The 13,251-nt window shown below is 66.6% G+C and carries 12 protein-coding genes; 5 read left to right on the top strand and 7 right to left on the bottom strand.

Annotated elements, in window-relative coordinates:
• Positions 1–92: 92 nt before the first annotated feature.
• From QMX82_RS24185 to QMX82_RS24170, 4 genes are all read right to left on the bottom strand, one after another.
• The gene (locus QMX82_RS24185) at positions 93–1,097 is read right to left on the bottom strand and encodes a substrate-binding domain-containing protein (RefSeq protein ID WP_208692148.1); all 1,005 of its coding nucleotides are present in this window, start codon (positions 1,095–1,097) and stop codon (positions 93–95) included.
• A gap of 221 nt (positions 1,098–1,318) precedes the next feature.
• Positions 1,319–2,188, bottom strand: coding sequence for an SMP-30/gluconolactonase/LRE family protein (locus QMX82_RS24180; protein ID WP_282288326.1), 870 nt, complete (start codon positions 2,186–2,188; stop codon positions 1,319–1,321).
• 82 nt (positions 2,189–2,270) lie between these two features.
• Entirely contained in the window at positions 2,271–2,957 is a 687-nt protein-coding gene (locus tag QMX82_RS24175) for a FadR/GntR family transcriptional regulator (RefSeq protein ID WP_133862728.1), read from the bottom strand.
• A gap of 29 nt (positions 2,958–2,986) precedes the next feature.
• Positions 2,987–3,742 carry a FadR/GntR family transcriptional regulator gene (locus tag QMX82_RS24170; RefSeq protein WP_158892701.1) on the bottom strand — a complete coding sequence of 252 codons (756 nt, stop codon included), beginning with the start codon at positions 3,740–3,742 and terminating at the stop codon, positions 2,987–2,989.
• Between the two features lie 268 nt (positions 3,743–4,010).
• Here QMX82_RS24170 and QMX82_RS24165 point away from each other — a divergent pair, with 268 nt between their 5' ends.
• Entirely contained in the window at positions 4,011–5,321 is a 1,311-nt protein-coding gene (locus tag QMX82_RS24165) for an MFS transporter (protein WP_282288323.1), read from the top strand.
• Here QMX82_RS24165 and QMX82_RS24160 read toward each other — a convergent pair.
• The 3 genes from QMX82_RS24160 to pabB form a co-directional block, all read right to left on the bottom strand.
• Positions 5,294–6,574 carry an MFS transporter gene (locus QMX82_RS24160; RefSeq protein WP_282288321.1) on the bottom strand — a complete coding sequence of 427 codons (1,281 nt, stop codon included), beginning with the start codon at positions 6,572–6,574 and terminating at the stop codon, positions 5,294–5,296. The two genes, QMX82_RS24165 and QMX82_RS24160, sit on opposite strands and share 28 nt — an antisense overlap.
• 61 nt (positions 6,575–6,635) lie before the next feature.
• Complete coding sequence (locus tag QMX82_RS24155; protein WP_133862732.1) at positions 6,636–7,256, bottom strand: phosphoadenosine phosphosulfate reductase domain-containing protein; 621 nt, start codon at positions 7,254–7,256, stop codon at positions 6,636–6,638.
• Positions 7,257–7,304: 48 nt separating this feature from the next.
• Positions 7,305–8,648, bottom strand: coding sequence for an aminodeoxychorismate synthase component I (gene pabB / locus QMX82_RS24150; RefSeq protein WP_282288315.1), 1,344 nt, complete (start codon positions 8,646–8,648; stop codon positions 7,305–7,307).
• A 153-nt stretch (positions 8,649–8,801) separates the two neighbouring features.
• On the opposite strand from pabB, the gene QMX82_RS24145 reads away from it, so the two are divergent.
• The 4 genes from QMX82_RS24145 to prpD all read left to right on the top strand — a co-directional run bounded on the left by QMX82_RS24145 (position 8,802) and on the right by prpD (position 13,158).
• The gene (locus QMX82_RS24145) at positions 8,802–9,503 is read left to right on the top strand and encodes a GntR family transcriptional regulator (RefSeq protein WP_282288313.1); all 702 of its coding nucleotides are present in this window, start codon (positions 8,802–8,804) and stop codon (positions 9,501–9,503) included.
• Positions 9,504–9,507: 4 nt separating this feature from the next.
• On the top strand, positions 9,508–10,395 hold the full coding sequence (gene prpB, locus QMX82_RS24140) for a methylisocitrate lyase (protein ID WP_282288312.1): 888 nt from the start codon (positions 9,508–9,510) through the stop codon (positions 10,393–10,395).
• A gap of 55 nt (positions 10,396–10,450) precedes the next feature.
• Complete coding sequence (gene prpC, locus QMX82_RS24135; RefSeq protein ID WP_282288310.1) at positions 10,451–11,578, top strand: bifunctional 2-methylcitrate synthase/citrate synthase; 1,128 nt, start codon at positions 10,451–10,453, stop codon at positions 11,576–11,578.
• A 95-nt stretch (positions 11,579–11,673) separates the two neighbouring features.
• A complete protein-coding gene (prpD, locus tag QMX82_RS24130; protein ID WP_282288308.1) occupies positions 11,674–13,158 on the top strand; it encodes a 2-methylcitrate dehydratase in 1,485 nt (494 codons plus the stop codon).
• The last annotated feature ends 93 nt before the right edge of the window (positions 13,159–13,251 follow it).

Raw genomic sequence — 13,251 nt, 5'->3', positions numbered from 1 at the left:
TATACGCGACCGGGTTTGTCCCCGGGCTGCCATGACGCACTCCTGCCAGCCGAACGCGGCGGGCGGCGCCAGCACGGGCGCCGCCGGGGTCATCACTTCCAGAGGCCGATCTTTTCCAGCTCTTGCTGGAAATTGGCGCGGGTGATGAGGGTGACCTTGTCCATCGCGGTGTACTTGGGCGGTTCCTTACCGGTAGTCACCCACTCGTACATCATGCTGGCGGTCTGGTAGCCCTCTTCGTGGGGGCTGGGCAGCATGGAGCCGAAGAAGCCGCTGTTGGCTTTCTTCAGTTCGCCGATGGCATCGGTGCCGTTGATGCCGATGCCGATCACCTGCTCGGCCTTGAAGCCGGCGCTTTCGGTAGCGCGGACGCCGCCCAGCACGGTGTTGTCGTTCATGCCGCCGATGATCAGGTGCTTGGCGCCCGACGGCAGCTTGACCAGCGCGGAGGTGGTGGAGTCCATGCTGCCGGGCACGTCCAGGGTCTTCTGCGGCGCGAAGATGATGTGGTCGGCGGGCAGGCCGGCCTTCTTCAGGGCTTCCACCGAACCGTCGGTGCGCTTCTTGCCGGTATCCAGCTCGTTGTAGGTGTTGATCACCGCATAGGTATCATCCCACTTCCAGCCACGCTTCTCGGCTTCGGCGGCCATGGCGGCGCCCTGCTGCTGACCGACCTCGAAGGCGGCCATGCCCAGGTAGGGCACGTCTTCCATGAATTTGCCCTTGGCGTCGACGAAGCGGTCGTCCACGGCCATGACCTTGAGGTCGTTGAGCTTGGCCTTGGCCACGATGGCCGGGCCGAGGGCGACGTCGGGCGGGCAGATCACGAAGCCCTTGGCGCCGTTGGCGGCCAGGCTGTCGATGGCGGCGAGGGTCTTCTCGCCATCCGGCACGGCGATCTTGAGCAGGGTGAAGCCCTTGTCCTTGGCAGCCTTCTCGGCGAAGGCCCACTCGGTCTGGAACCAGGGTTCCTCGGGTTGCTTGACCAGGAAACCGATCTTGACCGGATCGGCAGCGAAAGCAGAGAGAGACAGGCTGACAGCGCCGGCGGCGAGGGCGGCACGCAGCAGAGAACGAACTCCCGGAACACGGAACATAGCTGGAACTCCTTGTTTTTATTGGTGTGGCCAGGCAATGCGAGGCGGCGGGCTGCCGTCGTGGAGGTCAGACGACGCCGCTCTGCATTGATATTATGATTGGATGGGTGCGGGCGCAAGAAAAAGGTGACGAGATTTTTCATCACCTCTGTCACCAAGCTGTTACATAAGGCCCGAAGCAGAAAGGCGCCTTGGAAGGGCGCCTGGGTCGGTAGGATGAATCAGCCGGCGAACCTGTGGCAGGGCATGCCGGCGACCGGCGCGGTCGCCCTGAGCAGGGCGCCGTCGAGGGTGCCATTCGCGGCGGCGCTGGTGACGTAGAGGGTGCGCAGGTCCGGTCCACCGAAGACGCAGCTGGTGGGGCGCTGGACGGGCAGTTCGACGATTTCCAGCAGCTCGCCTTCCGGCGAAAAGCGCAGCAGGCAGTTGCCATCCCAGCGCGCGTTCCACACGCAGCCTTCGCTGTCGATGGCCGAGCCGTCCGGCGAGCCGCGCTCGTGGGGACCGGCCCAGACGGTGGGTACACCCAGGTTGCCGCTGGCATCCAGCGGATAGCGATAGAGGGTGTCCTTGAGGGTGTCGGCACTGATGACGTGGTTGTCCGCCGCGCTCCACACCAGGGTGTTGGCGATGCCGAGGTCGCTGGCGTGCCGGCTGACGCTGCCGTCGGGATCGATGCGGAACAGGCCGCCCGAGTGCCGGTCGATGGCCACGTCGCCGCCCTGGGCATCGAGGTTGTTCTGCATGGTGCCCAGCCAGAGACGCCCCTGGGCGTCACAGCGGGCCTCGTTGCCGCGATTGCCCGGATCGGGATCGGCAACGCAGAAGAGCTCCAGCGCGGGACGCTCTGGCGGGGAGTCGAGATCCAGGCGGAAGACGCCATTCGGCAGGGTCACCAGGGCATCGCCGCGGACCGTGGGCACAAAGGCGGAGCAGGGGCGATCCAGCTGCCATTCCTGATACTGCTCGCCGCGCAGGCGGCAGGCCTTGAAGCCGGCGATGTCTACCCAGTAGAGCGCCTGGGTCTCCTGGTCCCAGAAGGGACCCTCGGCCAGTTTGAAGCGCTGGGGAAGCAGCGGCTGCCAATCCATCGTTCACCTCTCTTGTTGTGGCAGGACGAAAAGCTTAGGCATGGGAACCCGAAAGGCTGCGCAGGTTGCGCCAGGCACGACGTCAGTCGGTATACCGCGCCAGGGTCACCGCCGCGCTGTCGATCAGCATCATGCAGGCCCAGACGGCGCGCGCCGCATCGCGCGAGGCGATCCCGTCGGCCAGGGTCTTGTGCAGGGGGAGGGTACGCCGCAATTCGTCGGGATCGGCCGACGACAGGGTGAAGGAGGCTGCCAGCAGCGCGCCCAGGGCGGGCACCATCTGCTCGATGAACTGATTGTGGCTGGCCGCCAGGACGCATTCGTGGAAGCGCTGGTCGGCGGTGTTGTAGTCGCCGCCATCGAGCGACGCTTCCAGGTGCTGGTAGGCGACCTGGATCGCCTGGACCTGCTCGGGGGTGGCCCTTTCACAGGCCCAGCGTACTGCTGCCGGCTCGATGGCGTGGCGCAGATCCAGCAGGTCCTTGACGAAATGGGCGGGCAGACCGCCGGTGGCCAGCCAGCCGACCACCTGGGTGTCGAACAGATTCCAGCGACTGAGCGGCAGGACCCGGGTACCGACCTTGGGGCCGACTTCCAGCATGCCCTTGGCCGCCAGGGTCTTGATCGCCTCGCGCAGGATGGTGCGGCTGACGCCCAGCTCCTGGCAGAGATCCGCCTCTACCTTGAGGGCGCTACCAGGTGGAAATTGCCCGGCCGCGAGTCGCTGGCCGAGTTGTTCTACGGTAGAGGCATGGTAGCTGCTGGACATGAGGGCATACCGCAAGTGGGTTCTTGGCCTCAATGATCATACGAAATTTCACCTTCAGACAAGGGCTGTGGCCGGAAGGCTTCGGCGACCATGTCATCGACACCGGCCAGCTGGGCGATGGCGGCGTGGCGAGCGGTCAGCGGGTCGCGGTGCTGGATCGCGGTGAGGATCGCCTTGTGCCGGGAGACCAGCAGGTTGAGGCTGTCTCCGGAGGCGAACAGCGCCGAGGAGCGTTCCAGATAGTCCCGCACCGGCAGCAGCATGATGCTGTAGAGGTGAGTCAGCAATTCGTTGTGGGTGGCAGTGGCGATGGACAGGTGAAAGGCCATGTCCGGCTCGGCCATGTTGGCGATGTCCGCCGCCTGCTCCATCCGCTGGTAGGCGTCCTCGATGGCCTTGACGTCTTCGGGCTGGGCGTTGGCAGCCGCCATGGCGGCGACCTCCGGCTCGATGATGTTGCGCACCTTGACCAGGGTCTCGTAGAAGCTGTGCCGCGAATCGCTCTCCAGCAGCCAATGGAGCACGTCCGGATCGAGCAGATGCCACTCGTTGCGTGGTTTGACTACGGTTCCGACCTTGGGCTTGGACCTGACCAGCCCCTTGGCCACGAGCACCCGGGTGGCCTCACGCAGGACGGGGCGGCTCACTTCATATTCTTCGCACAGCTGCGCCTCGGGGGGCAGGCGCTGTTCTGGCAGAAAGTGCCCGGACACGATCTGGGTGCCGAGTTCATGAACGATGCGAGCGTGTCTGCTTTTGCGCGGCAGCGGTGTCTTGTAATTCATCGAAAGGCATCCGAAGTCGTCGTGCCATCACTATAACACCATCAGCGCGATAACCAATGTTATCGCGGGCCAAGCGGCTCTATAACGCGGATCAGCGGAAATCAAGAGGTAAGATTTCCTACTTCGTAACAATATTTTAGTATTACCAAAATTGCCTTAAGAACCGATTAATGGCCTTGTATGGGTATTTAACGACTCAATGATAGTACGTTAAACTTTAGGGCGATCTGCGCTTCAACCGCACAACAACAACAAGTCGGAGAACGCCATGCACCCTGAATCCGCCCTCATCCGTCGGATCACGCTCAAGCTGGTCCCCTTTCTCGTATTGCTCTATCTGGTCGCCTACATCGACCGCTCTGCCGTGGGCTTTGCCAAGCTGCACATGGGCGCCGACATCGGCATCGGCGATGCCGCCTATGGCCTTGGTGCCGGGCTATTCTTCATCGGCTATTTCCTCTGCGAGGTGCCCAGCAACCTGCTGCTGGAGCGCTTCGGTGCGCGCCGCTGGTTCGCCCGCATCCTGGTGACCTGGGGTGCCATCACCATGGGCATGGCCTTCGTCCAGGGACCGAACAGCTTCTATGTCATGCGCTTCCTGCTGGGTGCGGCCGAGGCCGGCTTCTTTCCCGGCGTGCTCTACTACCTCACCCAGTGGTTCCCGGTACGCCATCGCGGCAAGATCATGGGGCTGTTCATCCTCTCCCAGCCCATCGCCATGCTGGTGACGGGACCGCTGTCGGGCATGCTCCTGCAACTGGATGGCGCACTCGGTCTGCACGGCTGGCAGTGGCTGTTCCTCTGCATCGGCGCGCCGGCGGTGCTGCTGGCCTGGCCGACCCTGACCCGGTTGCCGGATGGTCCGCAACAGGTCGCCTGGCTGGACGCCGATGAAAAGCGCTGGCTGGCAACGGAGCTGGAAAAGGACCTGCACCTCTTCGACCAGACCCGCCATGGCAATCCCCTGCATGCGCTCAAGGATCGCCGGGTGCTGCTCTTGGCGCTCTACTATCTGCCGGTGACCCTGAGCATCTATGGCCTGGGGCTGTGGCTGCCGACGCTGATCCACCAGTTCGGCGGCAGCGATCTCACCACGGGCTTCATTTCCGCCATTCCCTACGCCTTCGGCATTCTCGGCCTGCTCATCGTGCCGCGCAGTTCCGATCGCCTGGGCGATCGCTACGGGCACCTGGCCGTGCTCTATGGGGTGGGCGCCCTGGCCATGGCCGGCAGTGCCTGGTTCGGCACCGCCGTGCTGCAACTGGCGGCGCTGTCGGTGGTGGCCTTCTGCCTGTTTTCCCTCACCGCGCTGTTCTGGACGCTGCCGGGGCGCTTCTTCGCCGGGGCCAGTGCCGCCGCCGGTATCGCCCTGATCAACTCGGTGGGCAACCTCGGCGGTTATCTCGGTCCCTATGGCATCGGTGCGCTCAAGGCGGCCACCGGTACCCTCTCCTCGGGGCTCTATCTGCTGGCCGCGGTGCTGCTGTTCGGCCTCTTGCTCACCGGTATCGTCTACAGCCGCCTGGAGCGCAAGAATCGGCGGGAAGAGGGTTATGCCGCGGAGCGTTCCGCCGGCTGACGCCCCGGACAGGTCTCGGCGGCGAACCAGGCGGCGCCGAGACACACCAGATTGGCCGCCAGCAGATAGGCGGCCGGCGCCATGCGATCGCCGGTGGCGCCAATCAGCCAGGTCACCACGATCTGGGCGGTGCCGCCGAAGGCCGCCACCCCCAGCGCATAGACCAGCGAGAAGCCGGTGGCCCGCACCCGCTGCGGAAAGCTTTCCACCAACAGCACGATCAGCGCCGCGCCGCTCATGCCGTGCAAGCCGGAGAGCACCGCCAGGGTCAGCAGGAAGGTGGCCGGCCCGGGTGCCTGGGTGATGAGCTCCAGCGCCGGATAGAGCAGCACCAGCAACAGCAGCCGCGGCAGGATCAGCACGATGCGCCGGCCATAGCGATCGCTGAGCACCCCGCCCAGGATCGAGCAGACCGCCATGGCCGCGCCCATCACCAGGGTGGCGAGCATGGCGATCCCCGCCGGCAGCTTCAGCTCCACCAGGGCGAAGGTGGTCATGTAGTTGAGGAAATACTGGGTGATGGTGCTGCCGGAGAGGATCAGCAGCCCCAGCAGCAGTGGCCGCCGCTGGGTGGCCAGCACCTCGCCCAGCACCGCGCCGGTGCCCCGGGTTTCGCCGACGTGGGTATCCACCAGGCCGCGACGGATATAGAGGCCGATGGGCAGGATCGCCAGGCCCAGCAGGAAGGGCAGGCGCCAGCCCCAGGCGAGCAGCTGCTCCGGCGTCAGCCAGAGGGTCAGGCCGTAGCCGATCAGACCGGCTGCCACCGCGGCCAGTCCCTGGGCCACCACCTGCCAGCAGGCGTAGGTGCCCCTCTTGTGCAGTGGCGCCGCCTCCAGGATGTAGGTGGTGGCCGGGCCGGCCTCGCCACCCCAGGCCAGGCCCTGCAACAGCCGGGTGAGCACCAGCAGGATGGGCGCGGCAATGCCGATCTGCTCGTAGCCTGGCAGCACGGCGATGCCACCGGTGCCCAGGGCCATCAGCACCATGGTCAGCACCATCGCCGGCTTGCGCCCGACGCGATCGGCCCAGGCGCCGATGAGAATGGCGCCCAGCGGCCGGACGACGAAGCCGACGCCAAAGGTGATGACGCTGGCCATCAGGCTGGCGAAGGCATTCTGCGAAGGAAAGAACACCTGGCCGATCAGCACGGCGAAGGTGGCGTAGACGCCGAAGTCGAAGAACTCCACGGCGTTGCCGAGCACCACGGCAAAGACGCCCTTGCGGGAGTGGATAGGGCGGGAAGCGTTCATGGGCGATGTTTCAGCAGCAGCAGAGCGCGCGCCCGGAACCGAGCGCCCGGGAGGTATCGACTCAGTGGGCGAGGTGCAGGCCGCACTCGCGGTTTTCGTCACCCTTGGTGGGGTCGAAGTAGTCGAATTCGTTGGGCAGGTCGTGGGCGGTGAGGTACTGGTAGAGGTCCTTGGAGGTCCAGTGCAGCAGCGGCGCGACCTTGATCAGGCCGTCCGGATTGACGCTGACCGGATCCATCTGGGCGCGCACCGCGGTGTCGGTGGCGCGCAGGGCGGTGAACCAGACCTCGGGCGCCGTCTCGCGCAGGGCGCGGGCGAAGGGTTCCAGCTTGACCTCTTCGGTGAAGGCGGCGTGGCGCGGATCGTCCAGCCCCGGCACCGGGCCGTCGATGGCCTCGCGATGGGCGCGGGAGCGCCTGGGCAGGTAGGTCACCAGGTTGAGACCGAGCTTGCGCACGATCTCGTCGGCGCAGCGGTAGGTGGCGGGGGTGTTGTAGCCGCTGTCCATCCAGACCACCGGGATGTCCGGCTTGACCTGGCTGACCAGGTGCAGGATCACCGCCTCGAAGGGGCGGAAGTTGGTGGTGACGATGGCGCTCTTACCCAGGCCCAGGGCCCAGGCGACGAGCTTTTCGGGATCGCGGCCGAGGTCGGCGTTGATGCGGGCGAGATCGAGAGACATGGCGGGCTCCAGCCGGGGAAGGGATGCCGCCATGGTAGCAAAGCCCGATCAGCTGTGGGTCTCCAGCGTCTCCAGCAGCACCCGCACCTTGGCCAGGGATTCGGCGTATTCGTCGGCCCAGTGGGAATCCATGACGATGCCGCCGCCGCCCCAGCAACTGAGCATGCCGTCTTCCGCCAACAGGCTGCGGATCAGGATGGAGCTGTCGCTCTCGCCGCGCACGTCCAGATAGAGCAGCGAGCCGCAGTAGGGGCCGCGGCGGGTTTCTTCCAGCTCGTCGATGATCTGCATGGCGCGGATCTTCGGCGCACCGGTGATGGAGCCACCGGGAAAGCTGCCGGCCAGGAGGTAGAGGGCGTCCAGGCCCGCGGCCAGTTCGCCGGTGACGGCGCTGACCAGGTGATGGACGTTGGGATAGCTCTCCAGGGCGAACAACTCGGGCACCCGCACCGAGCCGATGCGGCAACTGCGCCCCAGGTCGTTGCGCAGCAGGTCGACGATCATCAGGTTCTCGGCGCGATCCTTGGCGCTGGCCAGCAGCGCGCGGGCTTCGCCGGCATCGGCGGCCGGGTCGGCGCGGCGCGGGCGGGTACCCTTGATCGGGCGGGTTTCCACCTGACCACGGCTCACCCGCAGGAAGCGCTCCGGCGAATGGCTGAGCAGGGCGCCGCGCGCCAGCGCCAGATAGCCGGAGAAGGGCGTCGGGCAGGCCGCGCGCAGGGCCTGGTAGGCGGTCCAGGGCGAACCCTGGAAGGGCGCGCGAAAGCGCTGGGCGAAGTTGACCTGGTAGCAGTCGCCGGCGGCGATATAGGCCTGGATGGCCTCGATGCGCTGGCGATAGGTGAACTCGTCGATGTCGGCGGCGAAGGAGGCGGTCAGCCGGAAGCCCTCGGCCCTGGGCGCCGCCCCGGTGTCGAACAGGGCGATCAGTCGCTGGCGTTCCCCGGCGTCCAGCGCCGGATGGCAGACCAGTTGGCTGGTGCGGGCCTGGTGATCGCTGACCAGCGCCCAGGCATGGAGGCCCAGGCGCGCATCGGGCAATGCCAGGTCGGCGCGGGCGCCCGCGGGCAGGCGCTCCAGGCGCCGGCCGAAGTCGTAGCCGAGATAGCCCAGCAGGCCACCGGCGAAGGGCAGGTCCGCACCCTCCGGCAGGTCGGCGCGACCCAGGCTGGCCAGGGCCGCGCGCGTCCGCGTGAAGAAGGCCTGGCCCGTTTCACCGGCAGCGGGCTGCAGCACCTGCAGCGGCCAGGCCGCCATCAGGTCGTAGCGACCCCGTTCGGCCACTGGCCGCCCGGAGTCCAGCAGCACCGCGCCGGGTTCGCCCTGCAGCAGGGCGAAACGCACCGTGGGATCGGCGTGGTAGGGCAGGGGATGCAGGTGGCAGAGGGGCATGGCGAAATCAGCTGGGAGGGGCGGCGCGCTAGTGTAGCGAACCGCCACTGGCGGAGCGAGATACAGGCTGTCACAGCTGGATTGTCGACACCTGTTGACTGATAAGGCGTTCAGGCGTAGTTATTCAGCCCATAAACACAAAAGGTGTCGACAATGATCGATAGCCCTCTCCCGGCCGAAACGCCCGAGACCGACAGCGGGACCCTCTCCGAGCAGGTGTTCCGGCGGATCCGCGAGGCCATCGTCCGTGGCGACGTGGCGCCGGGCAGCAAGATTTCCGAGCCGGAGCTGGCCCGCACCTATGGCATCAGCCGCGGCCCGCTGCGCGAAGCCATCCACCGCCTGGAAGGCCAGCGCCTGGTGGTGCGGGTGCCCCATGCCGGCGCCCGGGTCGCCGCCCTGAGCCTGGCCGAACTGGTCGAACTCTACGAAATCCGCGAATCCCTCGAAGGCATGGCCTGCCGCCTGGCGGCCGAACGCCTCACGCCCCAGGGCATCGACGAATTGCGCCAGCTGCTGGATACCCACGAGCGCGATCCGGCGTTCCAGGCCGGCACTGGCTACTACCTGCAGGAAGGCGACCACGACTTCCACTACCGCATCATCCAGGCCAGCGGCAACGGCATGCTGGTGCGGCTGCTCTGCGGCGAGCTCTATCACCTGGTGCGCATGTACCGGCTCAAGGTCTCCGCCACCCCCAATCGTCCGCGCCAGGCCTTCGCCGAGCACCATCGCATTCTCGATGCCCTGGCCGAGGGCGACGGCGAACTGGCCGAGCTGCTGATGCGCCGCCACATCGCCGCCTCCAAGCGCAATCTGCAGCACCATCCCCTAGTCCAAGATCAGTCGAGGTAACGCCATGCCTGCCGTCAGTCCCGGCCAGAAATTCCGCGCCGCCGTCGCCGCCGAACGCCCGCTGCAGGTGGTCGGCACCCTCAATGCCAATCATGCGCTGCTGGCCAGGCGCGCCGGCTTCCAGGCCGTCTACCTGTCCGGCGGCGGCGTCGCGGCCGGCTCCCTGGGGCTGCCGGACCTGGGCATCAGCGGTCTGGAAGACGTGCTGATCGACGTCCGCCGCATCACCGATGTCTGCGACCTGCCATTGCTGGTGGATGTTGATACCGGCTTCGGTGCCTCGGCCTTCAACGTGGCCCGTACCACCCGCGCCCTGATCAAGGCCGGCGCGGCGGCCATGCACATCGAGGATCAGGTGGGCGCCAAGCGCTGCGGCCATCGACCGGGCAAGGAAATCGTCAGCCAGCAGGAGATGGTCGATCGCATCAAGGCGGCGGTGGATGCCCGCACCGATCCCGACTTCGTCATCATGGCGCGCACCGACGCCCTGGCGGTGGAGGGCCTGCAGGCCGCCATCGACCGCGCCTGCGCCTGTGTCGAGGCCGGCGCCGACATGATCTTTCCCGAGGCCATCACCGAGCTGCCCATGTACCGCCAGTTCGCCCAGGCGGTCGGCGTGCCGATCCTGGCCAACATCACCGAATTCGGCGCCACGCCGCTGTTCACCACCGAGCAACTGGCCGGGGCCGATGTCGGCCTGGTGCTCTATCCGCTGTCGGCCTTCCGCGCGGCCAATCGCGCCGCCGAAAACGTCTATACGGCGATCCGCCGCGACGGCAGCCAGCAGGCGGTGGTCGACACCATGCAGACCCGCGCCGAGCTCTATGACCGCATCGACTATCACAGGTACGAGGACCAATTGGACAGGCTGTTCCAGCAACAGAAGAACTGACGCTCCACCCTGAACGCCCGCTTTTTCGCACAACAACTCCAAGAGGAGCGAGACGATGGCAGACAGCAAAACCCTCGGCGGCGCCGGCCTGCGTGGCCAGGTCGCCGGCCGCACCGCGCTTTGCACCGTCGGCAAGACCGGCGCCGGCCTCACCTACCGGGGCTATGACATCCGTGAACTGGCGGCAGGAGCCGACTTCGAGGAAGTCGCCCACCTGTTGCTCTATGGCGAGCTGCCCACCCAGGCGCAACTGGACGCCTATCGCCAGCGCCTGGCGGCGCTGCGTGACCTGCCGCAGCCGCTCAAGGAAGGCCTGGAGCGCATTCCCGCCAGTGCCCACCCCATGGACGTGATGCGCACCGGCGCCTCCTTGCTCGGCACCCTGGAGCCGGAGCTCAGCTTCGCCGACCAGCAGCAGGTGGCCGATCGCCTGCTCGGCGCCTTTCCGGCGATCCTGCTCTACTGGCATCACTTCAGCCAGCGCGGCACCCGTATCGACTGCAGCAGTGACGCCCCGGATATCGCCAGCCACTTCCTCACCCTGCTGCACGGCAAGGCGCCCAGCGACCTGCATGCCCGGGTGATGAACGTCTCGCTGATCCTCTATGCCGAGCACGAATTCAACGCCTCCACCTTTACCGCCCGGGTCTGCGCCTCGACGCTGTCCGACCTCTATTCCTGCGTCACCGGCGCCATCGGCTCCCTGCGCGGCCCACTGCATGGCGGCGCCAACGAGGCGGCCATGGCGCTGATCGAGCGCTTCGCCTCGCCCGAGGAAGCGGTCACCGGCCTCAAGCAGATGCTCGAACGCAAGGAAAAGGTGATGGGCTTCGGCCACGCCATCTACCGCGACAGCGATCCGCGCAACGAGGTGATCAAGGACTACGCCCGGCAACTGGCGGCGGAGGTGGGCGACAGCGTGCTGTTCCCGGTCTCGGAAGCCATCGACCGCACCATGAAGGAAGAGAAGGGGCTGTTTCCCAACGCCGACTTCTACCATGCCTCGGCCTATCACTTCCTCGGTATCCCGACGCCGCTGTTCACGCCGATCTTCGTCTGCTCGCGCACGGCCGGCTGGTGCGCCCACGTCTTCGAGCAGCGCGCCGACAACCGCATCATCCGCCCCAGCGCGGATTACATCGGCGTCGAGCAGCGGGCCTTCACGCCCATCGCCAATCGCTGAATATCTCTGATCGCGGCCATGGGCCGCTCCTGCGGGAGCGAGCCATGGCCAAACCTGTAGGAGCGGCCTAAGGCCGCGATAAGGAACCCAAACCCATGAGCGCCAACGTCGATTTCAACAACCGACCCGATTACGACCAGGTCATCCAGGACCTGGCCGATTACGTGCTGACCTACCAGGTCACCTCCCGCGAGGCCCTGGACACCGCCCGCAACTGCCTGATGGACACCCTCGGCTGCGGCCTGCTGTCCTTGCGCTTCCCCGAGTGCACCAAGCTGCTCGGCCCCCAGGTGGAGGGCACCGTGGTGCCCCAGGGGGCGCGGGTGCCGGGCACCAGCTATCGCCTGGACCCGGTCAAGGCGGCCTGGGACATCGGCTGCATCATTCGCTGGCTGGATTACAACGACACCTGGCTGGCCGCCGAGTGGGGCCATCCTTCCGACAACCTCGGTGCCATCCTGGCGGTGGCCGACCACCTTTCCCAGCGCCGCGTGGCCCAAGGCGAAGCGCCCCTGACCATGCGCCAGGTGCTGGAAGCCATGGTCATGGCCCACGAGATCCAGGGGGTGTTCGCCCTGGAAAACTCCTTCAACCGCGTCGGTCTCGACCACGTCTTCCTGGTCAAGCTGGCCTCCACCGCGGTCAGCGCCAAGCTGATGGGCGCCAATCGCGAGCAACTGCTGGCGGCGCTCTCCCACGCCTTCGTCGACGGCCAGGCGCTGCGCACCTATCGCCATGCGCCCAATGCCGGCAGCCGCAAGTCCTGGGCCGCCGGTGACGCCTCCAGCCGCGGCGTGCGCCTGGCCGACATCGCCCTGCGCGGCGAGATGGGCATTCCCGGCGTGCTCAGCGCACCCCAGTGGGGCTTCTACGACGTGCTCTTCAGCCACACCAACAAGGACCTGGCCACCAAGCCGGCCGACCAGCGCCAATTCAGCTTTCCCCAGGCCTTCGGCAGCTACGTGATGGAGCACGTGCTGTTCAAGATCAGCTTCCCGGCGGAATTCCATGCCCAGACCGCCGCCGAAGCCGCGGTGATCCTGCATCCCCAGGTGCGCGATCGCGTCGACCAGATCGAGAAGATCGTGGTGACCACCCATGAATCGGCCATCCGCATCATCTCCAAGCAGGGCCCCATGGCCAACGCCGCCGACCGCGACCACTGCCTGCAGTACATGATCGCCGTACCGCTGCTGTTCGGCGACCTGGTCGCCGAGCATTACGAGGATGCCTTCCACCAGGCCCATCCGCGTATCGACCAGCTGCGCGAGAAGATGGAGGTCGTCGAGGACGAGCGCTACAGCCGCGAGTACCTGGAAGCCGACAAGCGTTCCATCGCCAACGCCCTGCAGGTGTTCTTCACCGACGGCAGCAGCACCGAGAAGATCGCCGTGGAATATCCCGTTGGTCATCGCCGTCGCCGCGAGGAGGGCATTCCGCTGCTGGAGCGTAAATTCCAGAGCAACCTGGCGACGCGCTTCCCGGCCGGTCGCTGCGCCCAGATCTTCGAGCTGTGCAAGGACCAGGCGGGACTGGAAGCCACTCCGGTGCATCGCTTCGTCGATCTGTTCGTCCTGTAAGCAGAAGAGGCGACTCGCCCGAGCCTGCAGGGCCATGCAGGAGCGGACGAGTCGCCTCGGAGGTGGGGCCGGGCGCGCCGGGTGGTCAACAAC

It is taken from the genome of Pseudomonas sp. PS02302, assembly GCF_029959585.1.
Taxonomy (GTDB): domain Bacteria; phylum Pseudomonadota; class Gammaproteobacteria; order Pseudomonadales; family Pseudomonadaceae; genus Chryseomonas; species Chryseomonas aestiva.
Note: the sequence above shows the minus strand (reverse complement) of the source record. Positions and strands in the feature narration are given on the sequence as shown.